This is a genomic window from Tolypothrix sp. FACHB-123, from assembly GCF_014697075.1.
Classification (GTDB): Bacteria; Cyanobacteriota; Cyanobacteriia; order Cyanobacteriales; family Nostocaceae; genus Aulosira.
This window is the reverse complement of sequence record NZ_JACJRE010000023.1, coordinates 26142-49617: the sequence shown is the minus strand read 5'-3', so window position 1 is coordinate 49617 and position 23476 is coordinate 26142. Positions and strand designations below refer to the sequence as shown.

At 42.2% G+C, this 23476-nt stretch carries 24 protein-coding genes; 14 read left to right on the top strand and 10 right to left on the bottom strand.

What is annotated here, in order from left to right; all coding sequences use genetic code 11:
- Positions 1-21 precede the first annotated feature (21 nt).
- The gene (locus tag H6G41_RS16695; protein WP_190747310.1) at positions 22-831 is read right to left on the bottom strand and encodes a phycobilisome linker polypeptide; all 810 of its coding nucleotides are present in this window, start codon (positions 829-831) and stop codon (positions 22-24) included.
- Here H6G41_RS16695 and H6G41_RS35775 point away from each other — a divergent pair.
- On the top strand, positions 830-964 hold the full coding sequence (locus H6G41_RS35775) for a hypothetical protein (RefSeq protein ID WP_277878139.1): 135 nt from the start codon (positions 830-832) through the stop codon (positions 962-964). The two genes, H6G41_RS16695 and H6G41_RS35775, sit on opposite strands and share 2 nt — an antisense overlap.
- Here H6G41_RS35775 and cpcA read toward each other — a convergent pair.
- The 3 genes from cpcA to H6G41_RS16680 form a co-directional block, all read right to left on the bottom strand.
- Entirely contained in the window at positions 948-1436 is a 489-nt protein-coding gene (gene cpcA, locus H6G41_RS16690) for a phycocyanin subunit alpha (RefSeq protein WP_190747309.1), read from the bottom strand. The genes H6G41_RS35775 and cpcA overlap by 17 nt on opposite strands.
- Positions 1437-1509: 73 nt before the next feature.
- Complete coding sequence (locus tag H6G41_RS16685) at positions 1510-2028, bottom strand: phycocyanin subunit beta (protein ID WP_190747308.1); 519 nt, start codon at positions 2026-2028, stop codon at positions 1510-1512.
- A 953-nt stretch (positions 2029-2981) separates the two neighbouring features.
- Positions 2982-3746 (bottom strand): phycocyanobilin:ferredoxin oxidoreductase, encoded by a 765-nt coding sequence (locus H6G41_RS16680; protein ID WP_374939433.1) that lies wholly within the window; start codon positions 3744-3746, stop codon positions 2982-2984.
- Positions 3747-3842: 96 nt separating this feature from the next.
- On the opposite strand from H6G41_RS16680, the gene H6G41_RS16675 reads away from it, so the two are divergent.
- Positions 3843-3998, top strand: coding sequence for a histidine kinase (locus H6G41_RS16675; protein ID WP_190747307.1), 156 nt, complete (start codon positions 3843-3845; stop codon positions 3996-3998).
- Here the strand turns inward: H6G41_RS16675 and H6G41_RS16670 are convergent.
- On the bottom strand, positions 3979-5937 hold the full coding sequence (locus tag H6G41_RS16670; RefSeq protein ID WP_190747306.1) for a response regulator: 1959 nt from the start codon (positions 5935-5937) through the stop codon (positions 3979-3981). The two genes, H6G41_RS16675 and H6G41_RS16670, sit on opposite strands and share 20 nt — an antisense overlap.
- 147 nt (positions 5938-6084) lie before the next feature.
- On the opposite strand from H6G41_RS16670, the gene H6G41_RS16665 reads away from it, so the two are divergent.
- The 4 genes from H6G41_RS16665 to H6G41_RS16650 all read left to right on the top strand — a co-directional run bounded on the left by H6G41_RS16665 (position 6085) and on the right by H6G41_RS16650 (position 9082).
- Entirely contained in the window at positions 6085-6933 is an 849-nt protein-coding gene (locus H6G41_RS16665; protein ID WP_190747305.1) for a thermonuclease family protein, read from the top strand.
- 216 nt (positions 6934-7149) lie between these two features.
- Positions 7150-7629, top strand: a complete 480-nt coding sequence (locus H6G41_RS16660; protein WP_190747304.1) for a cupin domain-containing protein — start codon at positions 7150-7152, stop codon at positions 7627-7629.
- 273 nt (positions 7630-7902) lie between these two features.
- On the top strand, positions 7903-8265 hold the full coding sequence (locus H6G41_RS16655; RefSeq protein WP_190747303.1) for a phycobilisome linker polypeptide: 363 nt from the start codon (positions 7903-7905) through the stop codon (positions 8263-8265).
- Between the two features lie 442 nt (positions 8266-8707).
- Positions 8708-9082, top strand: coding sequence for a hypothetical protein (locus tag H6G41_RS16650; protein WP_190747302.1), 375 nt, complete (start codon positions 8708-8710; stop codon positions 9080-9082).
- A 176-nt stretch (positions 9083-9258) separates the two neighbouring features.
- Here the strand turns inward: H6G41_RS16650 and H6G41_RS16645 are convergent, their stop codons facing one another.
- Positions 9259-9939: a response regulator transcription factor gene (locus H6G41_RS16645; protein WP_190747301.1), complete on the bottom strand. Its 681-nt coding sequence runs from the start codon at positions 9937-9939 to the stop codon at positions 9259-9261.
- Between the two features lie 512 nt (positions 9940-10451).
- Here H6G41_RS16645 and H6G41_RS16640 point away from each other — a divergent pair.
- From H6G41_RS16640 to H6G41_RS16620, 5 genes are all read left to right on the top strand, one after another.
- Positions 10452-10784 carry a CpeR family transcriptional regulator gene (locus tag H6G41_RS16640; protein WP_190747300.1) on the top strand — a complete coding sequence of 111 codons (333 nt, stop codon included), beginning with the start codon at positions 10452-10454 and terminating at the stop codon, positions 10782-10784.
- 13 nt (positions 10785-10797) lie between these two features.
- On the top strand, positions 10798-11553 hold the full coding sequence (locus H6G41_RS16635) for a phycobilisome rod-core linker polypeptide (RefSeq protein ID WP_190747299.1): 756 nt from the start codon (positions 10798-10800) through the stop codon (positions 11551-11553).
- A gap of 88 nt (positions 11554-11641) precedes the next feature.
- On the top strand, positions 11642-14317 hold the full coding sequence (locus tag H6G41_RS16630) for a PAS domain S-box protein (RefSeq protein WP_190747298.1): 2676 nt from the start codon (positions 11642-11644) through the stop codon (positions 14315-14317).
- A gap of 234 nt (positions 14318-14551) precedes the next feature.
- Complete coding sequence (locus H6G41_RS16625) at positions 14552-14842, top strand: phycobilisome linker polypeptide (RefSeq protein WP_190747297.1); 291 nt, start codon at positions 14552-14554, stop codon at positions 14840-14842.
- Positions 14843-14992: 150 nt separating this feature from the next.
- Positions 14993-15748 (top strand): phycobilisome rod-core linker polypeptide, encoded by a 756-nt coding sequence (locus tag H6G41_RS16620; protein ID WP_190747296.1) that lies wholly within the window; start codon positions 14993-14995, stop codon positions 15746-15748.
- A gap of 128 nt (positions 15749-15876) precedes the next feature.
- On the opposite strand, the gene H6G41_RS16615 is transcribed toward H6G41_RS16620, so the two are convergent.
- The 3 genes from H6G41_RS16615 to H6G41_RS16605 form a co-directional block, all read right to left on the bottom strand.
- Positions 15877-16296: a helix-turn-helix transcriptional regulator gene (locus tag H6G41_RS16615; RefSeq protein WP_190747295.1), complete on the bottom strand. Its 420-nt coding sequence runs from the start codon at positions 16294-16296 to the stop codon at positions 15877-15879.
- Positions 16297-16455: 159 nt separating this feature from the next.
- Complete coding sequence (pabB, locus tag H6G41_RS16610; protein WP_190747294.1) at positions 16456-18573, bottom strand: aminodeoxychorismate synthase component I; 2118 nt, start codon at positions 18571-18573, stop codon at positions 16456-16458.
- A 407-nt stretch (positions 18574-18980) separates the two neighbouring features.
- Positions 18981-19520 carry a GAF domain-containing protein gene (locus H6G41_RS16605; RefSeq protein ID WP_190747293.1) on the bottom strand — a complete coding sequence of 180 codons (540 nt, stop codon included), beginning with the start codon at positions 19518-19520 and terminating at the stop codon, positions 18981-18983.
- A gap of 410 nt (positions 19521-19930) precedes the next feature.
- Here H6G41_RS16605 and H6G41_RS16600 point away from each other — a divergent pair, with 410 nt between their 5' ends.
- Together H6G41_RS16600 and aroC are read left to right on the top strand one after the other, a co-directional pair.
- The gene (locus H6G41_RS16600) at positions 19931-20164 is read left to right on the top strand and encodes a hypothetical protein (protein WP_190747292.1); all 234 of its coding nucleotides are present in this window, start codon (positions 19931-19933) and stop codon (positions 20162-20164) included.
- A 64-nt stretch (positions 20165-20228) separates the two neighbouring features.
- Complete coding sequence (gene aroC / locus H6G41_RS16595; RefSeq protein ID WP_190747291.1) at positions 20229-21317, top strand: chorismate synthase; 1089 nt, start codon at positions 20229-20231, stop codon at positions 21315-21317.
- Between the two features lie 191 nt (positions 21318-21508).
- On the opposite strand, the gene H6G41_RS16590 is transcribed toward aroC, so the two are convergent.
- Positions 21509-22021, bottom strand: coding sequence for a tetratricopeptide repeat protein (locus tag H6G41_RS16590; RefSeq protein WP_242037951.1), 513 nt, complete (start codon positions 22019-22021; stop codon positions 21509-21511).
- Between the two features lie 550 nt (positions 22022-22571).
- On the opposite strand from H6G41_RS16590, the gene H6G41_RS16585 reads away from it, so the two are divergent.
- A complete protein-coding gene (locus tag H6G41_RS16585) occupies positions 22572-23447 on the top strand; it encodes an SDR family oxidoreductase (protein ID WP_190747289.1) in 876 nt (291 codons plus the stop codon).
- Positions 23448-23476: the final 29 nt, after the last annotated feature.

Here is a 23476-nt window from a genome sequence, read left to right as displayed (position 1 = left end):
GATATTGCAAAATTGATTGGTTCAGGCAGGAGAAATATTGACTACCCGGCTACCTCTTTGATTCAGTCTTTGCAATGTGGGTGAAAGTTGGTCATAACTAACCAAATACTCACTCATACTCCGTCGGATCTGAGGAGTTCGTCCGCTACTTGCTTGCATAACGCGCACTCGGTAAAGCTGTCCGCGATCGCCTGCGACTGTTCCAGTCAGTCCCCTACCAAAGGTAGGTGTCTGAATGCTTTGAGCCACATTCATTGCTAGATCTTGGGTCAACCATGCAGATTTGTTTTTACCTTGAGCGCGATCGCTGTTAGCATACCCCCGATAGATCTGAAACATCCGGCTAAAGCCTACTGTTTTTTGTCCCGGTTGAGTTGCAAATCCGCGATAGTAGGGAACGATTGATTCTCCAAAATTTTCTTGATATTCAACCGAATCAATATAAGAATTGATTTCTGCCTCGTATCCTTTTTGGGTATAGAGATCGACATGGTAGGCAATCTCTGCTTCATCGTAAGGCGCACGACCAAGGAGGTGCTTATAGTTCAATTCAATGAAGCGGACTTGAGGTGTAGAGTAAAAGAATTTTTGCCGATATAGTTCAGATTGTGCTAATACCCGCACAAAGTCTCGAACACTAATGTTGCCTTGTTGCAATAGCGATTCTGCACTGGTGAGACGTTCGCTTTGCATCAAGTGGTCATTGCCAAACACTTGACGATAAGCAGCAAGAATCACTGCTTTGACATCTTCATTTGCCCGCAACTCTGTGGGGGGTGTGGTGGCAAATGGCTCAAATCCTAACTGACTGGCGGCCTGGGAACTAGTCATGACTACTCTCCTGAATTTCAATCAATCAGAAAAAACATGCCCAGAACCCCATAAAACTGCCCATGCTAGAAAGTTAGCATCCACAGCCTTTAGTTGTTCTGGGCAACAGTCAACCCTTAGCTTAGGGCGTTGATTGCATAGTCGATGTAGGAGTTTGCTTCTACAGCAGGATCGCCACTCAAGCCATGATTAGCTTTGATGTACTTGAGAGCTTCAACATACCAGCTAGGAGATAGATCAAAGGTGCGGTTGATTTCTGCCAAACCACCAATTAAGTAGTCATCTAGAGGGCCTGTACCACCTGCGATTAAGCAGTAGGTGATAATGCGCAAGTAGTAACCGATGTCACGCACACATTTGTCTTTACCGCGTTGGTCAGAAGCGAAGTTCTTACCTTGCATTTGGGTGGTGTAGGGGAACTTGCTGTAAACTGCGTTAGCAGCGCCAGAAGCCAAGCTTGAAGCTTTGCTGCTCAATGCTTTAGCTGCATCCAAGCTAGCAGATGCTTGGCGGAAGCGACCAAATGCTACTTGAATTTCTGTAGAGCTGAGAAACCGACCTTGAGAATCTGCGGTAGCGACGGCTTCGGTTAAAGGTGTTTTCATGCTGATTATCCTTTCAACAAATTATGTAAAGGTGTGCGTTAGAAAGTAGAAAGATTGAGCTAGTCAGGAATTACTAGCCTACTGCGCTAGCAGCGCGATCAAAGTAGCTGCTCAATTCAGCCATTAAGGAGCTACAGTCACCACGGGTAACACCGTTGGGGTCGTTTGCGATCGCGATCGCAGCTTCTTTCATCTTGGAAACGCCAGTCGCTACGGAAGCGCCAGGAACGCCCAATGCCAAATATGTTTCACGCAAACCGTTTAAGCAGCGATCGTCTAAAACGCTAGCATCACCTGCAAATACAGCGTAGGTTACATAACGCAAAATGATTTCCATGTCGCGCAAGCAAGCTGCCATCCGACGGTTGGTGTAAGCATTACCACCTGGTTGAATCAACTGGGGTTGCTCTTCAAATAGTGCCCGAGCTGCGTTAGCAACGATTGTGGATGCGTTACCAGTAATGCGGTTCACAACGTCCATCCGCTTAGAACCAGCAGCTACCATATCTTTCAATGCATCGATTTCTGCATCGCTAACGTATGAGCCTCTAGTATCAGCTTGGGAAACTACTTTGGTAAAAGCGTCAAGCATTCCAGCATCTCCTAAATAATAACTATGCTGTGGATTCAAATTCGGTTCAAAATCTGATTTTTGATTTAGATACGCACCGCCACTGGCAGAATGATGGCTCCGCTATCATCACTAAACAAGCAAACAGTAACTAGCAAGTTTCACTCGCTGGGAAATCAGGGCAAATTCTGCCCCAAACTGTTAGCTATTTACGATTAACTAACGGTACAGCTATCAATCAATCCAATACTGCAAATATCCATAACAACCATTTCTCTAAGACTCACAAGCTCAGATCGTGAAATAGTTGAGACTCAATGTTTTCAGAAACTGAACCCTCCCATCCAGGTTTAAAGAGTTCAGCGGTTTTTTGAACCTGAATCTGATTAAAGCAATCCATTTGTGCAAATTTTGTGCAAATTTTAATCTAGGTTCAGAGATTTAGTTACAAAATATTAAGAAAGCCTGCAAACCCTGTAATATCAAGGATTCATTGTATTTTAATTTTGTCTTTAGATTTAAACTATCGTTACATTTAGCAATATTCAGACACACTTGGGTTAAGCAAAAAATTTTCGCCCCAGTTTTTGTATCAACTGAGGTTTTCCTAAGCTAAATTTTCTTTAATATTTTTTCATTTAATTTAATAAATCTCTGTTCCTTAAATTTCTCAGGCAGATGGGAGAAGCACAAATCATGACTCTCAACTTTGAGCTTGGGGCTGGAAGCTTATATGGGGAAAATAAATTGTCGAATTCAAAAAGCGATCGCTAATATATGCCATAACTGTGCTTCAGGATGCTCAAGCACAGTTAGGGACTTCCAAATAAAAAAATATTGTTAGTTTTTGAAAGACTATTAAATCTAATATCCCAAAGCGCAAGTGGCAAAAATGCAAAATTACCAGGATAGCGTGGGGCAAAGCTTTGACCACAGGTATCGCTGTCCTGGTATGAAAAATTCTGACAATCACTTTAGGCTACATAATCTACATAATCAAAGAGCATAGTTGTCATGTAGCGATCTGCCCATTCTGTACCAAAGGATTTCTCAAGAACGCGCCGGGTTTTATCATTCTGTTGCTGCTTTGTACAGTAATTGCGCTGTCCGGCGAGAACTTTGGAGATATCAAGATTTGAAGTTAAGGGTGTTTCTGTAGTAGCAATCTGACAATGGATAGTTAAAAATTCCCGCACCCGGTAGAGAAATTTATCTTCTTCTTCAGCGTCTCCCGGACGGATAAACAGACAGAATTCCGAAAAGATATCCCCCCAAGGTGGTAAAGTTCTGGGTTGGGAAAATTCCACAGGAGAAAGAACAGATAACTTTTGATAATAGCGTAGTGGGAGAGTGCGATCGCTACTAATCGGAGATAAATCCGCGATCGCCGCACTAATTACACCTCTTCCGCCAACCAAATCTGTACCAAACATAGGAATGGCATATTCAGGATTGGGGAACATAACGCAGTGCAGAATATCTAAACCATTGCCGACCTGAGCTAATTCTAGATGCAGTTTGCGAAATTGCGGAGCCTGGTAGCAATGATTTTCAATGATCAGCCGTTCGCCTTCCAGGTGTCCCTCAACATAGCCCAAACCTTCAGGGACAGAGTAAGGAGATAAATCCAAGTGCTGTTGCCAAATTTCTTCAATGGAATCCGCCAATTTGTGGATAAGAGAATGCTGGCGGCTTCTGATCGATGTTTGCATCATAATTGGGAATGATAATAGGTCAATAGGTATTAGCTTACAGTTCTCTACCCTAATCTCTGCCGAGTACCTCAACAGGTCTCATGGTCATTCAGGCGAGTCAGCGACCAAAAGTATTTTCCCATGCGTTGGTTTTACCAACAACTGGCCGCCCTTCCATCAATGGGTTCAGCAACAGAAGGTGAACAAACCAATGCCCCATGCCCCATGCCCAATGCCCAATGCCCCATGCCCAATGCCCCATGCCCAATGCCCAAAATCAACCTGCCCAAGCCTTAACTCTTTGTAAGCGTCGCAGAATGCGGTTAGCTAGTTCTACTCCTTTAACAGGTTTACATAGATAATCATCCGCACCAACAGTAAAAGCTTGATTCTGACTGGCGGAGTCTGTAAGCACGCTCAGAAATAATACAGGTAAGCGCTGCCAATGAGGATCGCTGCGGAGAATTTGGCAGAGTTCAAATCCGCTGATTTGTGGCATGTTGACATCTAAAACTAGGGCATCGGGAGTGACTGCTTGCAGTACTGTCCAAAATTGTTGCGGATCGGCAAGGGTTGTGACTTTAAATCCCCAAGGTTTTAGCAAAGTGGGGAGGGTGCGTAACCATTCGCGATCATCATCGAGAATCATTACCTTTTTGGTGATTTCAGAACCGCGCAGCAAGTTTACAGCTGTGTCAATCACTTGTTCGGGAGGAATTGGTGCTGCTAAAAACAGTTTTCCACCCCTTCGCATTACTTCCAGGCGATCGCTTAATTCACTGCGATCGCTCATAACCACAATTGGCAACTCAGGATAACGCTGTGCTAGTATCTGCAATATTTCCCAAAAGTTAGTTCCTGGGAGAGTCGATCCGTCCATAACTGCCGATGTCGATGAAATTGTCGGTAACCGCAACAAAACAACATCAGGATTTTGACCGACAGCATCAAAGAGTGACTCAGTTGTCAGCAAAGCTTTAGCCATATCCAGCAGTGGCGCAATTTCAATGCGAATTCCCCGCGTTGCTGCCACAGCTGCTAAAGATTGATTAAAATCGTTGTCCGAACTGACAATCAGTAATAGCGGTGATTGTCCATTAGGAACCTGAGACATCTGAATTATTGTAGTCTGCTCAATCTCCTGTTGGAGCGCCATCACCAGTGTTTTCATCAATGGTGCGTGTTTCGGTTGTAACGGTTCTCGACCACCCAACCAGTACTCTAACTGCCGGGCGATTTGTACTGTCTTGTTCAAGCCAAAGATTCCCAGAGTACCTGCCAGTTTGTGAGACACTTGTTGCGCCTGTACTTGTTTTTGGGGTTTGAGTTGATTTGTTTGTAAATCCCTGACAGTTTGTAACAAAACTATAATTTGGTCGAGGATTTTCGCTTTTGTCGTTTTCCAAGTTTCGTTGAGGAAAGCCAGATATTGTTGTTGTGAATCGGCAGGAGGGCTATATTTTGGGGAATCGCTTAAGGTTTCTAAAGATACATCAATTTCCGCCTCATCTATAGGATTACTCGCATGAGATGTTGGCGATCGCGCGGTTGATTCTTCCGTATTTGTGGCTTTGAGATAATAGCCCCTTCCATGCATAGTGGCGATAAAATCATGGGGTGCACCAGCCGCAACTAACTTGTGCCTTACCCGCCGGATATGAGAACGTACTGTTGCCTCAGAAGGAAATTCTTCCGAAGACCATAATCGATCGAGAAGTTCTTCTGTGCTAAACACATGCTGGCAGTTCCGCAGTAAAACTTCCAGCAAATCATATTCCATTGTGGTCAGGTTTAAGGGACGACCATTGTAACTCACTTCACAGGTGCTGGGATTGAGCAGCAAATCTCCCCAAGTTAGTAAAGGGAAAGGATTATTACTTCCGCGCCTCAGCAATGCCCGAATTCTGGCGATCAGTTCTATGGGGTCGAACGGTTTAACCACATAGTCATCTGCGCCCGCATCCAATCCCTGCACTTTGGCGGTAATGTTATCTTGAGCCGTGAGTAATAAAATCGGCACAGTATATCCTTGTGTCCGGAGACGCTTGCATAAGCTGATGCCGTCTAATTTTGGCAGCATGATATCCAGGACGATCAAGTCATATTCAAAAGTTGAGCCATAAGTCCAACCCATTTCTCCATCTTTGACAACATCTACAACATAGTGATGGGTTGCCAGATTTTTGTTTAGGACTTTAATTAAGATATCGTCATCTTCCACAAGTAAGATTTTCATTGATGCAGCAACCAATGGAGAATTCTCGTGAACTACCTACATTTCCCTGACAGGTAAGTGTAATGAGTATATTTTGCAAGGAATTACATTGCTAGTAATTGTATCTGTGATTAATCCATTTAACTTTTCCCGACAAAGGATAAAATTATGCCGTTTGTGCTGATTAGAGGAACTTTTGACCCGACCAGTGGGTTTCCTGATGGAGATTCAGTTAGGTTTCAGGCAGAGGATGATACATTGTTTGATCAATTAGAAGGTCGAATTCAATTCAAAAGTGGCGGACAAGTTCAGCTTCGCTATGAGGGTATCGATGCTTTGGAAAAAGCAGCAATTAAACCCTTCTCTAGCAATGCGACTCAACGGAATATCGAATTACTAGGAGGCGAGCAATCAAACTTGCCTGGATATATTTTATCTAGCCATGCTGATGGTAATGGACGACCAGTTTGTTTTGTGTTTACTGGCGATCCACCAGATTGGGACAACAGCGGTAGAGGGAATAAACTTCAAGCTGACTTGCTGCGTCAAAGCATCAACTACAAGTTGCTTCAAGAGGGTCATGTCTACCCGATGTTTTATGAAACCCTTTATAAAGAGTTGCGCGATGAGATGGTGGCTGCAACTGAGGAAGCACGAGCCGCAAATCGAGAAATTTGGTCTGGCGATCGCTCTATCGATGGTTTTGAAGTAGATATTCCTCCTGATCTTTCAACATTACCACCTATTTTTCCTAAACTTTGGCGACGAATGCAATCGTTTTATCGACGCCCATCTAACCGTACTAAAGGAATTAAGTTATTTATTCGCGAGTTAGCTAGAGGAAAAGATCGGCTGTTTACTATTCCCGATCAACGTTCAATTAAGTTTTCCACCGCGATCAAAGTTGATGGTAACAAAATAAAAATGCTGTACAAACCTGAAGAGATGGTGTTTGAGTCCGATCTGCGCTTAGAGCGTCAAGCTGCTAGTATCAATACCTCCTCTATCTTTGCATAAGCATCTTTTTTCTAAAACCCCTAGCATTTTGCCAGGGGTTTGAAACTGTAAGTTGAATTTTGGACAAATCTACCACCTGTATTGAAAAATATCTAAATAATTATGCGTAGGTACTTAAATTAGACGATCGCACTAATGGACATATTTAAGCAATAAGCGATCGCGCACCACTCCGTATAATAAATAGTTAGCTTTTATCCCCTTTCCAAAGCGTGTATGTCAGAAGACACAAGGCCGATCGCCATCAATGCAGCTGAGGTACCTGCAAGGACTAAGCCCTCCAACTATCCCGAACCATTTGCTTCGCGGATGCAGGGTAGGGAAAAACATCCCCTTGGCGATCTGTTTGGGCTGACTAACTTCGGTGTCAATCTCACCCGCTTAGCACCTCATGCTGTTTCCTCTCTCCGTCATGCACATACCAAGCAAGATGAGTTCATCTACATTTTGCAGGGGTATCCAACGCTACATACTGATGAAGGTCGTACCGTACTTTCTCCAGGAATGTGTGCGGGCTTCAAAGCGGGGACTGGTAACGCTCACCATTTGATTAACGAGACTGCTGAGGATGTTGTTTACCTCGAAGTGGGTGATAGAACTGCGCCAGATGAAGGACAATATCCCGATGACGATCTCCAAGCTTTGCTGGTGGAGGGAAAGTGGAAGTTCGTCCACAAAGACGGAACGCCTTACTGATGGCTGAACTTAAAAGTGCGATCGCGCAGATATATTATGTCTAGCGTTTTTAGAGACTTCTAAGTAAAACAAGATTTTATTGCTATTGTTAAGCATCAAACTCCGACAAGCTAAGTAACCACAGCCAACAGTCAACCGTCAACAGCCAACAGTCAACAGCCAACAGTCAACCGTCAACCGATAAACTACAAAACTTTTACTAAATCCTTCGGTTGTCGGTCGATTCCGGTTGATGATAAGTTGCTTACAGCATCGAATTTCAAGGTGATCTGTATGGCAACCACAAGCACCGATTCTGGCGATTTCAGTGACTATAGCAGTCGCCAAGTAACAATTGAAGTGACAGGGGGCTGTCATCGAGAGTTGATGCGGAAGGCTAAGTACACAAAGACAATTCCTTATAGTTGTCTTTCTCAAACGATTCAAAGCATTAATCGCCTTGGTGGCAAGATTAACCATGTCACCTTATCACCTTCCCATACTCAAGTCTCAAAAGTTGAATCCCTATCCTCATTACCCCAGCCTCAAAGGCAAAATTTCTCTGAAGATAGTCAGATAACAAAACCAACGCAACTGGAACAACCAGCGATCGCAGTTGCTAATTCAGTAGACTACTCTTTTACAGAGGAGTGGTAATCAGTCAGTTAATTTGATAATTTGACATTTGGAATTTCGGATTTTCTATGGACACAGAGAATTTTTGGATTTTTTCTGCAAATAGATTGGCTCACTTTGCGTGCGTCTTTTGATCAGAGAAATCTATTTTAATTTCTACTGTGAATTTCCAATTTTCAATTTAAAATTTCCTGATAGCAAGATAATTTATTCCTAGTACTAAATCCGAAATTCCCGTTTCTGAAAATTAAAATTTGCATATAGCAATCCTATTTCAGTTGCGAAAAATATCGGTTTTGACTGTTGACTGTTGACTGTTAACCGTTCACAGTCAACAACCCTGCTTGTAATATTTCACAAATCACTTAGGATGGCTATATTATTTCTGAATGCTTAACTTAGTACGTCAATTTATTGCAAAATAAATAGTAATTATTCATGCCATAAAATCATTACAAAACTCATGGAGCAAATCGAGCAATCTGCCTTAAAAGCCCGAAATACATTAATCGTTATGTTTGTGGTGCTTTGTATACTAGATGCTACGCTAGTCATAATTGCACGCGATCGATGGGCTATTGGGCGCATTTTATTTACCATTGTTGTCATGTACTTTGTTATACAGGGGAAAAAATGGGCAAAATGGCTCATGATGAGCATTTGTAGTTTTTTGACTGTAATTCTGATTGCAATGGTGATAGCTCTTAGTTCTCGGCTCTCTACTGTTCTTATTGTCGGCAGTTTGATTATGGCTGTTCTCAGCGCTATTGTTGCTATTTATCTGGCTAGTAGCAGGGATTTAAATAATTACTTCTCTTGGAAAAGACAAAATAGTTGATAGCAAATCTATTGAGTTAGGACTGGAGAATAGTTTAGAAAATCTCCCCAATGAGAAAGAATTAAAACTTGTTCAAGTTGTGAACTGAAGTTTTTTTCAAGGATACAGGGAAAATTAAAAAAATTGGGAATAAAGCCTAATATTGAAAAAGCTAGGAGTGGGAAAATAGATGTGGTTTAGTAATTATGTTGATTGAGGCGATAGCCCATGCTATGAACTGTCTCTATCAAGTCTTCATTTGCGCCTGCTGCTTTGAGTTTTTGGCGTAAACTGCGGATATGCACCTTGACTACATGTTCTTCTGGTGGGGATTCTAACGCCCAAACATGTTCAATCATTACACGACGACTGAGAACGCGGCGACCATTGCGTAACAGCAACTCTAAGATTCCGTATTCTTTGGGTGTTAAATGGATGGGAGTTTGTCCGTAGCTGACTTCATAAGTGCTGGGATTGAGACGCAAGTCGCCCCATTCCAGGATTGGTGGCGATGTCACGCCCCCTCGACGCAACAAAGCGCGAATTCGTGCAAATAGTTTTTGTAAATCAACAGGTTTAACTACATAGTCATCTGCTCCCATATCTAGCCCGTTGATTTCATCGTTGATGGTGTCACAGGCGGTAAGCATGAGAATCGGCCAATTATAACCATGCGATCGCAAACGCTGACAAAGACTCATGCCATCCAATTCTGGTAGCATCACATCCAGCAACAGCAAATCATAATCTAGGGCTTTGGCTTGATCCCACCCGGCTTCTCCATCATGAACAACATCGACTACATAAAGTTGGTCGGTTAGGGCTTCTGCCAAGGTTTCTGCAAGGCGCACATCATCTTCAACTAGGAGAATCCTCATAAAAAATGGCAATATCTTTGATAACTTTGCGTCTTTTGACCTGAGATCCCCTCCACAATTTTACTGCGCTTTGCGTGTCAGTTGTTAGTTGTTTTGATTGGCAATAGAAGTCAAAAAATATCATATTTTGCGACTCCTATCTTTTAATAATTAAAACAAAATATTAATAATTATTAATTTTGGTAATTCTTTCCGATTTCTTTACCGTTTTCTCACCAGTTTCCTTACTGGCGGTATGCAATCATCTAGTTTCAGAGGCCTTGAGGACGAAGTGATACCAATTCTGGAAAAGAGGGCAAACATCTTAACTCACAAGCCCTGGTGACATTCGGCTTGCTTAATTTTGAATTGGTATAAATCCTCCCATCGGCTTTGTTATACCAATTGGAAAAATGATGGCGACAAATGGATTTATCTAGCCCGAATACCACAAGCAATCCTCAATTCAAACAGGGAGAAACCCTGACAACGCACTGGCTCAACTTTTCGCAAAATCTACAATCCCAAATGGTATGAGTCTCGCGATCGCTTCCGTTGGCATAGTACCATCCACTGCCGAAAAAAAGTTGCAAAGCTGGATTCGCAGTCGCCATCTAATTTGTTCAAGAAACTTTTTTATCTTTGAGACTGTAGACTACACGGCGCTGGAACGATTTAGTGCATGTATTGCAGCCTTAGGGGGAACGGTAATTTCTGTAAACTCAATTGGCAAATTTTGGATTGGCGCTCATCGTCAAGTCATTCTGTATCGAGTTAGAGCCAGTTTGCACACTCCTCACCATGACTTAAAAGAATACTGGATTAAATGCGGCAGTTTTCGGACGAGATTTGCGCAACAAATATGACTGGAGAATGCTTATGTCAATTCCGCTGTTAGAGTATGCACCCTTGTCTGGAAATCATCGAGTAGAGGGGTTTGAAATTCCTGGTGATGAACAACCGAAGATTTATACAACCGATAATCTCCTAGGGGCTGCGGAGATGGATATGTTGATTTTGGCATCCTACCGTCAGGTTTATAACGAGCAACAGATGCTAGAGAGCCATCGTCAACGATTTTTAGAGTCGCAGTTGCGGGCTGGTCAAATTACAGTCAGAGACTTTATTCGGGGATTGGTAATATCTGATTCCTTTCGCCGACTTACCTACGACAGTAACAATAACTATCGGTTTGCCGAAATTTGTATTCAGCGGCTTTTAGGTCGGAATGTTTATAGCGATCGCGAAAAACTTGCTTGGTCAATTGTCCTGGCTACCAAAGGATTACTAGGCTTTATTGATGACTTACTCAATTCCGAAGAATACCTCAGTAACTTCGGGTATGATACCGTTCCTTATCAACGTCGCCGCATCCTCCCACAACGTACTCAAGGAGAATTACCCTTTGCCCGGATGGCGCGTTATGGTGTTGAGTATCGCAATCAACTTCCTGTTCCTTTCTATCCTATCCGTTCCTTACCTACAGGGCTTTTTGACCAGTTTGAGCAGTTTACTGTCTATAAATTCGTCAATCGCGCTAACTGGACTAACACATTTACGACGATCGCTTTGTTGATGGTATTGATTACCCTGTTGATCTTCTTTTATGAAATGAACAACTTAATCTGGGGATGAGGTAAGGAGGATAACGGAGAAAAGAGTCCTTTGGTTGGGCTATTTCCTTGATAATAGAAATGCAGCTACCATTTAGCTTGATGTTGCGATGCTTTCCCTGATGCAGTTTGGTGTTACTGATATTGCCAATGTTCTGAGCCTTTATGGTGTTGGTGTGGGATTGAGTATTTTGTTGCTTTTGGGTATCTACTATCTATTGCATCGGCAAATTTTGCAGCGTCAGCGGGCAGAGATTTTGTTGCGACAACAAAGCGATCGCGAACGGTTGGTGAATCAAATCGCCCAGCAAATAAGACAATCTTTGGATGTTGATCAGGTGTTAGCGACGACGGTAGCCCAAGTCCAAAGTTTTCTAGTAGCCGATCGCGTCCTCATCTATCGTTTATGGAATGATGGCACTGGTAGCGCGATTCACGAAACAGCTTTAGCGCCATATCCTAGGGTTTTAGGGCATGTATTTCCTGAGGAAGTTTTTCCCAAACAGTACCATCAAGCCTACTCTCTAGGGAAAACCCGCACTATTACTAATGTTGAGCAGGCAGATATCCAGCCTTGTTTGGTAGACTTCGTCCAGCAATTTGGCGTCAAGGCAAAATTGGTAGTGCCAATTATCCAAGAAAATCGTCAGGAAAATTCGGATTCTGTGCCCTATCTTTGGGGATTACTAATTGCCCATCAGTGCAGTCAGCCGCGCCAATGGGAAGCTTGGGAAGTAGAACTGATGACCCAACTAGCGACGCAAGTAGCGATCGCCATTCAACAATCACAATTGTATAATCAACTCCAGCAACTCAACACCCAGCTAGAATTGCGGGTACAACAACGCACCGCCGAATTAGCGATCGCCAACAGTTCTTTGCGGGCAGAAATTGCCGAACGTCAGCGCACAGAAATAGCTTTGCGTCACACCAATGACACCTTACAAGCCTTGATTAAAGCTTCCCCCCGTGCCATTGTCATGTTGGATCGCCAAGGAAAAGTTAAAATTTGGAATCCAGCCGCCGAGCAAATGTTTGGTTGGACTGAAGCCGAGATACTTAATCGCCCCAATCCCATCAGTTTAGAAGATGATCCCGCCCTACAACAGAGCGTCTTACAGGGCAAAACCTATTCTCAATTAGAATTTCGCCAAGAGAAAAAAGATGGTACTTCCATTGATATCGTGTTTTCGGCTGCGCCCCTACTAGATACTGAGGAACAGATTAACGGTGTTGTGGCGGTAATTGCTGATATTACCGAACAAAAGCGCCAAGCTGAGCAGGTACGGTTGCTGCAATCTGTGGTGCTAAATACCAACGATGCCATTTTGATTACAGAAGCCGAGACGATTGATGAACCAGGGCCGCGCATTCTCTATGTTAATGAAGCTTTTACCCGCATCACAGGTTATCAACCCCATGAGGTGTTAGGTAAAACTCCCCGAATTTTGCAGGGGCCGAAAACTGATAGGGCGGAATTGCAAAAGATTCGCTTGGCTCTTTCTCGGTGGGAACCTGTTACCGTGGAAGCAATCAATTATCGCAAAGATGGCACGGAATTTTGGAATGAGTTTAGCATTGTCCCGGTAGCTAATAATCAAGGTTGGTATACCCATTGGATTGCTGTGCAGCGCGATACCACAGGACGCAAACAGGTAGAACAGGCTCTGCGTCAAAGTGAAGAACGGTGGCGATCGCTAATCGAAAACGCCTTGGATATCATTATGATTCTTGAGACTGATGGTACCATTAGCTACGTTAGCCCCTCAGTGCAAAAAATCCTAGGTTATGCAGTTGGGGATTTGGTAGGCAAGAATGTGATGGAATTAGTTCATCCAGATGATTTCATTATCAGTGGCGATCGCTTGACGAATACAATCCCCAATCTCGAACTTACCCGCCCCATTGAGTTCCGCTATCGTCATCAAGATAATTCTTGGCGCATCTTAGAAGCCATCAGCCAGCCCTTTGTAGATAATGTCGCCACGCTGCGAATTATGGTGAACGCTCGTGATATTACCGAAAGAAAGCGACTTGACGAAATTCGCTTGGCGCTGGAAAGCGAAAAAGAACTTAGCGCCCTCAAAACTCGTTTCTTTTCAATGGCTTCCCATGAATTTCGCACACCTCTAAGTGTGGCTTTAGCAGCAGCTCAAGTCTTAGAAAACTGTCGAGATGAATGGGATAATTCCGCCAAAAGGCTGCGAAACCTGCACCGGATTCAAGATTCTGTTAAGCATATGGTGCAGTTGCTCGATGATATTTTAACTATCAATCGCGCCGAAACCGGAAAACTTGCATTTAATCCTCAACCCTTAGATTTAGAAATATATTGTCGGGATTATCTGGACGAAATCCGCGAAAGTTTAGGTAGTCAGCACAATCTCACTTTTAGTTGTCAGGGAAAATCCGTCTTTGTTTGCATGGATGAAAAGTTATTGCGCTCCATGCTCTCTAATTTACTTTCCAATGCGATTAAGTATTCTCCACAAGGGGGAGTTGTACATCTAAGTTTAGAGTTCCAGCCAGCCCAGATGATTCTCACAGTACAGGATTCAGGAATTGGAATGTCTCAAGAGGATCAAAAGCAGTTGTTTGAACCGTTCCATCGTGGTAAGAATGTCCGCACTATTCCCGGTACAGGACTAGGATTAGTCGTAGTCAAAAAATGTGTGGACTTACATCACGGTAGGATTAGTATCGCTAGTACCGTTGGAGTTGGTACTATCTGCACAGTCACCTTACCAATATCAAATTCACATACCTCTTCATCTCCCCCAGCATAAGATTTGAGATCTTATGAGATTTTATAGTTGCAATTTTGACATTCTTGGCTAAAATGTTTTCGAGTGATTTTCATCACGTACTTTATTGAGTTTACAGTTATATACTGAATTCCTACATCCCATCAATCTTTACTTGCATTATAAATAGTGCAATTGCATTTGTGTTTGTTTTAACTTTTAGCTTTTCGGTAAGTGCTATTCCGCAAAACTTATTTCCAGGAGATAATAGAATTAATGTTTGGTCACACTAAACTAGGCGTTAGTCACCTGTCTACATCTGCCAGTCGAGTATTTCGCTATGAAGTTATCGGCTTAAGGCAAACCTCTGCAACTGAAAATTACCAATTCGGCATTCGTAATAGTGGGAGCGTATTTATTACTGTGCCCTACAGTCGGATGAATGAAGAAATGCAACGCATTAACCGTCTAGGTGGCAAAATTGTCAACATTGAGCCATTGAATTTTAGCATCGATCATCCTACTGCTGCTGCTATACCTTACCGCGGTCGTGGTAGACGCGAATGATTGACCGTGAATGCAACGGTTTGTGCCTTTCTGAAGGTCTCAATTAAGTTATGTAATTTTTATTAAACTAAATCGAATAATGTCCCCCTTGTCCTTTATGATTATGAGAAATTTGTAAGATTTCATAAAGGAAAGGGAGATTTTGTATTCGTGGCAATTCCTCTTTTAGAATATTCCCCTATTTCTCAAAACCAACGGGTAGCAAGCTTTGAAGTTCCTGGAGATGAGCAACCCCGGGTCTTCTCAACAGAAAATCTACTTTCGCCAACAGATTTAGACATTCTGATCGAAGCAGCTTATCGTCAGATATTTTTCCATGCGTTTGCTGCCGATCGCGAACGTTATCTAGAGTCCCAGTTACGCAGCGGTCAGATTACAGTACGTGATTTCATTCGCGGCTTGCTGTTATCTAACACCTACAAGCGGAGTTTCTACGACCTCAACAGCAACTATCGCTTTGTAGAACAAACTGTACAGCGGGTTCTCGGTCGTGATGTTTACGACAACCGGGAAAAGATTGCTTGGTCAATTGTGGTAGCAACAAAGGGTCTTCAAGGCTTTGTTGACGACCTACTCAATAGCGATGAATACCTCAACGCTTTTGGCTACGATACAGTACCTTACCAACGTCGTCGCGTATTACCCGGTAGAACATCTGGAGAACTACCTTTCAACATCAAGTCTCCTCGCTACGATGCTTACCATCGTGCTAAATTAGGCTTCCCACAAGTTATTTGGCAAACCAGCGTTCGCCGCTTTACCCCACCCGAAAGGAAGCCTACAGCAGGTAACCCCGCTCTGTTCTTGGATATGGCTAAGAGCATCAACCCCACAGGTAACGCTCCTCAGCAGCTCTCTGTACAAAATATCGATATTGAGAGATCCGTTCCTTATCGTCGTAAGTAAGTCGATTTCATAACTTAAGCACAGCGTATGTCGCACCTGCTTGAAGATACGACATACGCTATTTTCCAGTAATTTTTATTTTTCTGAGTAGATTGGAAAGCGATATCTCTCCGCCTCTACGCATTTAATCAAGCACATTCATCATTTTCAGCTTGAAATCCCAGTTCCAGCAATGCTTTACGCAGTTTTGCCTTGGAAGGACGCACTTTAGGCACAGTTAACCCCATTTCTCTGGCAGTTTCAAATAAATCCCGCAGTAAAATATCCAAGGAAATATCATTGGCTTCTTCTGGAAGCTTCTCAATTCTGGCTTCGTAGGCTAAGGTATACAGCTCCAGGTGATGTTTTCCCATGACTCTCGCCAGTTTTCTCAGGGTTTCCGGCGTTGGACAAGTTCCCTTAAAGCAAGCACCTCGCAGTCGGGGTTGCGGCACACCAGACAAATCCGCTAGACGATTCATACTGATACCTTGTTCTTCTAAATATTGAAGAATGTATCGTCCTAGAGGTGAGCAATCTTCAGCTTTTATTTGCAACCTTGCTGGCATTGTTTGGGATGAGGAAAATCAGAATATTTACAATATAGCGGACTGCTAGATCTAAGCTAGACCAAGTTAGAAATTACTTGACCTTTCCATACATAACTTATCGCATTTGGTACCTAAAGTTAACATAACTTTGCGTAAAATTTGATGGTTGATGGTTGACTATTGACTCTGACCCAATGCCCCATGCCCAATGCCCAATGCCCCATGCCCCATTGCTTGAATTAAAGCTTGGGCTTTGAGAAGGGTTTCTTGGAATTCCATTTCTGGATCGGAAAGGGCGACAATTCCGCCACCGATACCAATAGAGGTTTGCTGGGGAGTTAAAACAGCTGTGCGGATGACAATATTTAAATCGGCTGCACCATTCAAGCCTAAAAAACCGATTGCGCCTGAATAAACTCCCCGCGCTTGTTGTTCTAGGCGATCGATAATTTGCATGGTGCGGATTTTTGGCGCACCAGTCATCGATCCGCCAGGGAAGGAGGCGCGGATACAATCGACGGCTTGTAAGTGCGATTGCAAATGTCCGCGAATTGTGGTGACTAACTGATGTACTGTGGCGTAGGTTTCTACATCCATTAATTTGGGTACGTGAACAGTACCGACTTCACAAACTCGACCCAAATCATTGCGCAACAAATCTACAATCATGAGATTTTCCGCCCGATCTTTTTCGCTGTGGCGTAACTTCTCGCGTAATAAAAAATCGGCTTCGGGGGTTTCGCCTCGCGGTAGGGTTCCCTTAATCGGCTTAGTTTCTATCCAACCTTGACGATTGATGCGCAAAAATCTTTCAGGGGATGAACAAGCGATCGCTAAATCGCCAAAGCGTAAAAATGCGGAGTAAGGTGCAGGGTTGATTTTACGCAATGTGCGGTAGAAATTCAAGGGTTCGGGACTGCCTTCAGCTTGCAGTTGATTTGTCAGACAAACTTGATAGGTTTCCCCTTCGTGAATTTCTGCTAAGCACTGATGAATATCTTGAATGTAAGTTTGGTAAGGACGATGCAACCGGAATTCAAGGGGTTGTTGATGTTCTTGGGCTACAATCTGGGGCAGAGGTGCAAGGTTTTCCAGTTGTTGTTGCATATTGTCAAACCAAGTTTCTACATGTTGGGTTTGTCCTTGTTTGACTAATTGCAGCAAATATACACAATTTTCTTGATGGTCGATAGCGATCGCGCGATCGGCAAGTAAGAAAATAGCATCAGGTAATGGTGAAGAATGTACTAATTGAGAACCACATTCAGCTTTGAGTTCATAGCCAAAATAACCAACAAACCCACAGTTAAAATCAAACGGTAATTCATCAGATTGACAACGCCGTTCATTTAGTTCTCGCTTGAGATAATCAAAAATACTTTCGTGACGCCGGATAATAGTATCTGATTGGGCAATAATTAATTCTTGTGTTTGGGTATGATAGCGCACCAATAAACTATTAATACCACTACCATCACCCATAAATGAAAATCGAGAAAGACCAGTTTCTACAAGGCTACTGTCTAACCAAAATGCATTGATTGCGTTTTGAAAAAGCTGTGTAAATATTTTTTCTGTATCTGGGCAGATATTTAACTTGCGGGTATACAGTGCAAAATTTGCCGATTGTTTTGGCTGTGATTCATTTATTAAAGAACTTACAGATCCATATCCTGACCAAGATTGTTTTTGTTTACTTCTCGATGATTTTTGCATAAATTCTCGCGTAATTTCGCGAAAATTTTTGAGCAATATATGTCCATATTCTGTACAGATAGATTCTGGATGAAACTGCACGCCCCAAAAAGGTAAATCTCGATGGCGCAATCCCATTATCAATCCTTCTGCTGTCCAAGCAATTTTTTCTAAACAATCGGGTAATTCATCAGCTACTAATAAAGAGTGATAGCGGACGACAGAAAATTCATGAGGAATACCTTGGAATAAAGGGGAATTATGATGATAAATTTTGCTAATTCTTCCATGTCTTACTTCTGGTGCATGAATCACCTTACCACCAGATAAATAACCAATTCCTTGATGTCCGAGACATACACCTAATAAAGGTACATCTGCTTTTTCAATTATCTGCCGGCAAACACCAAAATCTGCGGCTTTTTCGGGACGACCAGGCCCAGGAGAAATTACAATATTATCAAAGGCTATTTCTTTTAATTCATCCCAGTCAATGCGATCGTTATAAATTACCAAAGGTAATTCTCCATTAACCTCGGCAATCATCTGGTAAAGATTAAAAGTATAAGAGTCATAATTATCAATAATTAATGTGCGCATACTCTAGGAATGATTATATATAAATACATTTACGAATTTACGAAGATTAGCAGAAATTCAACCCCGATTGTATCCGTTTGTTGTTGCCATAAAGCAAAAACTACGCCGATAAAAACAGACTAATACCAATTCAAATAATGTTTGCGACACATCAATATATTCTAGAGGGCATGGCATTGCCATGCCCCTACAATTTGGGATAATTTATTTTCTGGAGTTCCTTGATACCAATTCAAGATGAAGATGCGCTATGCGTCTATGTCATGAGAGCCAGTGGCTTACAGGCTTGCAGCTTTAATGTGCAGCCTCATATAAAATTGGTATTCAGAATTTGGGTGTTGTTTTTGCGTAAGTTTTAATTAGCTTGAGAAATAAAAATGAAGTGAGAGACTATATACCAAACTAAATTAACTCTCTAGGATACATGAGGCTGTTGCCATACTTTTCGCGGCTTGCTGCATTTTTTCAATATCTAATGGCGACCAACAGCGGGGTGCTTGACAGTGATGAGCAATTAATAATCCCCATAATCCCCTAGCTACTAAAACTGGTACTACTAAGCTGGCACGAACTTGCAAGCTGCGGAGAAATTCGCGATGACAATCATGTATTGATTCTAATTCAATATCGGATATGGCTCGGATTCTTCCTGCTAAATATAAATTTGCATATTCTTGATTAAAACAATTATCTGGCCCTGTAGAACCAAAGATTGAATATTCACTATCAGATATAGATTCACAGGTTACTTGTCCTTGCCAAGAACCATAAAAGTAATATAAAACTACGCGATCGACTTGAAGTGATTCTCTAAGTTGGTTAATGGTTTGTCGAATTAATGCATCCCTTTGCATGGTGATGACTAGTCTGTCAAGCACCCTGCGTAACCCCTGCTCATAGTTCCTTCGGGGACTGGGGTCAAATTCTGAGTAGGAATGAATTTGCACAGGACTAAAATTAGGAGATGGGTGAATGGTTTCGGATTTCTATAGTAACTTACTCAGGCTTTTACTACAAACTAAATGAAATTGAAATATTCAATGATGAAAATAATAACATTTTTGGCATTAAGTCGCTGCAAAATCACGATTAATTTCCATTTTTCTTAATTGTATTCTTAGTTGAGAAAACTCTAAAATTTTTTATTCTTCAGTGATAAATATTATGGAAAAATTAAAAACTATTTATGTTTTTGGAAATTTATATAGTAATCGCTAAGTTTTATTAAGAATTGTTTATTTTAGTTAGAAAAGTTAAGGAGTGATGAAGGTAGATGTATAAATAAAAACTTGCATTTATTAACTAAAGTATTAAGTATTGTAAAAATAGCAGCGCGATCGCTATTTCACAAACAGCGGTGGTTACCACCAGATTCATTGTCGTTACCACAGCAGTTGTGTGGTTACCACCAGATTCGGTGTCGCTACCACAGCAGTTGTGTGGTTACCACCAGATTCAGTGTCGTTACCACAGCAGTTGTGTGGTTACCACCGGAAGATTTGCCTTGACTAACCAAGGAAACGCTGATGCTGTCTTGATGGGAAATTTTGCATACTTCCATCCTTCCACAGGCGGAAGGTTTGAATTTTGAATTCCGCACGAGGTGACACTTGACCAGGTAAAATACATAAGCTCTGGTCTATTTCCGCAACATCATGGGCAACACTTTTGGTCATTTATTTCGCATTACTACTTTTGGTGAGTCCCACGGCGGTGGTGTGGGAGTTGTGATTGATGGTTGTCCACCGCGGCTAGAAATTTCTGCTGAGGAAATTCAAGTAGAACTAGATAGAAGGCGTCCGGGACAAAGTAAGATTACAACGCCGCGTAAAGAAGCTGATAGCTGCGAGATATTATCTGGGGTGTTTGAAGGCAAAACTTTAGGTACGCCCATCGCTATTTTAGTCCGCAACAAAGATACTCGTCCTCAAGATTATGACGAGATGGCACAAAAGTACCGCCCATCTCATGCTGACGCGACTTATGATGCTAAATATGGAATTCGCAATTGGCAAGGTGGCGGTAGGTCTTCAGCCCGTGAGACAATTGGCAGGGTAGCCGCAGGTGCGATCGCTAAAAAAATTCTCCGTCAAATCGCCAATGTGGAAATCATTGGTTACGTTAAGCGCATCAAAGATTTAGAAGGTGTTATCGATCCCAACACTGTTACTTTAGAACAAGTAGAAAGCAATATTGTTCGCTGTCCCGATGGAGAATCAGCAGAGCGGATGATCGAATTAATTGAGCAAACTGGGAGACAAGGTGATTCTATTGGTGGCGTAGTCGAATGTGTAGCCCGCAATGTCCCCAAAGGTTTAGGCGAACCAGTTTTTGATAAATTAGAAGCTGATATTGCTAAGGCTGTCATGTCGCTTCCAGCTAGCAAAGGTTTTGAAATTGGTTCAGGTTTTGCAGGAACCCTATTAACCGGAATTGAACATAACGACGAATTTTATATTGATGAACAAGGTGAAATTCGCACCGTTACCAATCGTTCCGGCGGGATTCAAGGGGGGATTTCCAACGGCGAAAATATTATTTTGCGAGTTGCTTTCAAGCCAACCGCGACAATTAGAAAGGAACAAAAAACCGTCACTCGTGAAGGTGAAGAAACCTTATTAGCCGCTAAAGGTAGACATGATCCTTGCGTATTACCGCGTGCAGTGCCAATGGTAGAAGCGATGGTAGCTTTAGTATTGTGCGATCATCTGTTAAGGAATCACGGGCAGTGTCAATTATTTTAGAGTAAGAAAGGCAGAGGGCAGCACTTCGACCATACTTGTCAACTTACGCTTAGATGTATACAGCGTAAGTCTTTGAGGTTATCTCTCTTAGTACCATAAACTTTCGATCCCCCCTAACCTCCCTTAAAAAGGGGAATTTAGGGGGATCTAAAACGTTTTGCTACCAACAACAGGACTTTTAAACCATCCTCTTAGGAATTGCGTATCCGCTGAATAGCATCACGCGATTTTTGCGCCATTTCTGTTTTACCTTCTTTTTCAAAGAGATTAGCTGCTGTTTCTAAATCAGAAATTGCTGGTTCTTTACTACCTAAAGCAAAATTAGACATACCACGGAATAAATAAGCGTAAGGAATATTAGCATCGATAGTTATAGATTGTCCGAAATCTGATTTAGCTGACTGAAATTCTTTAATATTAAAGTAGGCAAGACCTCTACCTAAGAAACCATAGGGGTTATTAGGTTCTAGGCTGATTCCTTGGCTAAAAGCTTTAATAGCTTCGCGATAATTCTCTTTATCTAGCAATGCAAAGCCTTGGTCTATGTAAGCTTTGGCGTTAGATTTATTATCTGGTAATTGAGTGAAATTTGCTGTTGGTTCTACTGATAATTTGTTAACTAAGTTTTCTGCATTAGCTTTGGGGGCACATACCATTAAGCCGAATAAAATCATTCCTGATGCTAAAACTTTTAAGCCTTTCATGTGTAATTCTCCAATAAAATACATTCCAAAAAGTGTTAAGTATTTACTTAAATTAGGAAATTCTCAAAAATGAATAATTCCGCTTTAAGTTGTTGACGGTTGACGGTTGACTGTGAACAATAGCAGGGGAATATTTCTATCCTTTGCTGTCTTACCGATTAATATCTCTCAGGGGAGTGAGCTTATGCAGTTTTGTCTGTTGATAATATTGTGGAGTATCCACCTGAGTAACAATGCTGAAGATTTGATAAATTTGTTGTGAACCTTGGGGAAATAGGAGATTGAAAGCTGCAAACCCTCTTCCCTTCTGTCTTTTAGCTCCTGCTTCACCATAGAAGCAATAGAGCGATCGCCACCCATAATAAAAATTTTAGGTGAACTATTAAGATAGATAAAGCGTGGCTTAATTCGTATGGTTAGTCAGAGGATAGCTTCAGATGATTACTAAGTATACAAGTATGCTCGTGAATAATAGGCGATCGCTGGTTTGAGCAGATATCTAGGTTTTTGAGAACGCTAAAGACTGAAAGTATTTATATTAGGTAATTTTATGATTCTAGTCACTGGAGCAACAGGGGGAATTGGTCGCCGAGTCGTGCGACTTTTACGCCAACAGGAGAAGCCAGTCAGAGCATTTGTGCGCCTCAGTTCTCGGTACAGCGAATTGGAACACCGAGGCGCGGAAATCTTTATCGGTGATTTACAGCGAGAAAAAGATATTCAGCAAGCTTGTCAGGGTGTGGAATATATTATTAGCACTCACGGATCGGGTGGCGATGCCTTATCCTTAGACTATCGTGCCAATATTGAACTGATTGACCAAGCCAAAGCCAATGGAGTCAAACATTTTGTTTTCATTTCTGTATTAGGAGCCGAGCGCGGATATGAAGATGCGCCTGTATTTAAGGCTAAACGGGCGGTAGAGAAATATCTCCAAGCTAGTGGCGTGAATTACACTATTTTACGTCCGGCTGGATTAGCATCTAACTTGCTAACATTAGCAGAAAGGTTTCGCGAAACAGGGTGGTATTTGCTGATTGGCGATCCCAAAAATCGGACTTCAATTGTCAGTACCGATGATTTGGCCAAGATAGTGGTGGATTCTTTGACAGTTGAAGGCGCAAAAAACCAAACTTTAGCAGTAGGGGGGCCAGAAATTCTCTGGCGTGGGGATATTCCCCAAATTTTTGGTCGTATCTTCAACAAAGAACCAATTGTCATTAATCCGCCATTGTTTGCGGTTGATGGGTTGCGGGGTGCATTAGGTTTATTTAATTCCCAAACACAACAAGCTTTAGGAACCTACCGGACTTTGCTCGCCAATGAATTTTTCTGCACAAAAGAGGAAATCTCTAATTTAGAAAGGATTTTTGATTTTAAATTGGAGACATTAGAAAATTTTGTGCGGCGTTATTTAGCAGTGTAAATGGCTAGGGCTGGGGTAGCAGAGGAGAA

Excerpts from the sequence above, each read along its gene's own strand:
- H6G41_RS16585 (WP_190747289.1), top strand. The coding sequence starts at position 22,572 with ATGATTCTAGTCACTGGAGCAACAGGGGGAATTGGTCGCCGAGTCGTG.
- aroC (WP_190747291.1), top strand. The coding sequence starts at position 20,229 with ATGGGCAACACTTTTGGTCATTTATTTCGCATTACTACTTTTGGTGAG.
- H6G41_RS16660 (WP_190747304.1), top strand. The coding sequence starts at position 7,150 with ATGTCAGAAGACACAAGGCCGATCGCCATCAATGCAGCTGAGGTACCT.
- H6G41_RS16640 (WP_190747300.1), top strand. The coding sequence starts at position 10,452 with ATGAGTCTCGCGATCGCTTCCGTTGGCATAGTACCATCCACTGCCGAA.
- H6G41_RS16635 (WP_190747299.1), top strand. The coding sequence starts at position 10,798 with ATGTCAATTCCGCTGTTAGAGTATGCACCCTTGTCTGGAAATCATCGA.
- cpcA (WP_190747309.1), bottom strand. The coding sequence starts at position 1,436 with ATGAAAACACCTTTAACCGAAGCCGTCGCTACCGCAGATTCTCAAGGT.
- H6G41_RS16645 (WP_190747301.1), bottom strand. The coding sequence starts at position 9,939 with ATGAGGATTCTCCTAGTTGAAGATGATGTGCGCCTTGCAGAAACCTTG.
- H6G41_RS16685 (WP_190747308.1), bottom strand. The coding sequence starts at position 2,028 with ATGCTTGACGCTTTTACCAAAGTAGTTTCCCAAGCTGATACTAGAGGC.
- H6G41_RS16590 (WP_242037951.1), bottom strand. The coding sequence starts at position 22,021 with ATGAAAGGCTTAAAAGTTTTAGCATCAGGAATGATTTTATTCGGCTTA.
- H6G41_RS16695 (WP_190747310.1), bottom strand. The coding sequence starts at position 831 with ATGACTAGTTCCCAGGCCGCCAGTCAGTTAGGATTTGAGCCATTTGCC.
- H6G41_RS16630 (WP_190747298.1), top strand. The coding sequence starts at position 11,642 with ATGCTTTCCCTGATGCAGTTTGGTGTTACTGATATTGCCAATGTTCTG.
- pabB (WP_190747294.1), bottom strand. The coding sequence starts at position 18,573 with ATGCGCACATTAATTATTGATAATTATGACTCTTATACTTTTAATCTT.
- H6G41_RS35775 (WP_277878139.1), top strand. The coding sequence starts at position 830 with ATGACTACTCTCCTGAATTTCAATCAATCAGAAAAAACATGCCCAGAA.
- H6G41_RS16675 (WP_190747307.1), top strand. The coding sequence starts at position 3,843 with ATGCGTTGGTTTTACCAACAACTGGCCGCCCTTCCATCAATGGGTTCA.
- H6G41_RS16665 (WP_190747305.1), top strand. The coding sequence starts at position 6,085 with ATGCCGTTTGTGCTGATTAGAGGAACTTTTGACCCGACCAGTGGGTTT.
- H6G41_RS16625 (WP_190747297.1), top strand. The coding sequence starts at position 14,552 with ATGTTTGGTCACACTAAACTAGGCGTTAGTCACCTGTCTACATCTGCC.
- H6G41_RS16670 (WP_190747306.1), bottom strand. The coding sequence starts at position 5,937 with ATGAAAATCTTACTTGTGGAAGATGACGATATCTTAATTAAAGTCCTA.
- H6G41_RS16615 (WP_190747295.1), bottom strand. The coding sequence starts at position 16,296 with ATGCCAGCAAGGTTGCAAATAAAAGCTGAAGATTGCTCACCTCTAGGA.
- H6G41_RS16655 (WP_190747303.1), top strand. The coding sequence starts at position 7,903 with ATGGCAACCACAAGCACCGATTCTGGCGATTTCAGTGACTATAGCAGT.
- H6G41_RS16650 (WP_190747302.1), top strand. The coding sequence starts at position 8,708 with ATGGAGCAAATCGAGCAATCTGCCTTAAAAGCCCGAAATACATTAATC.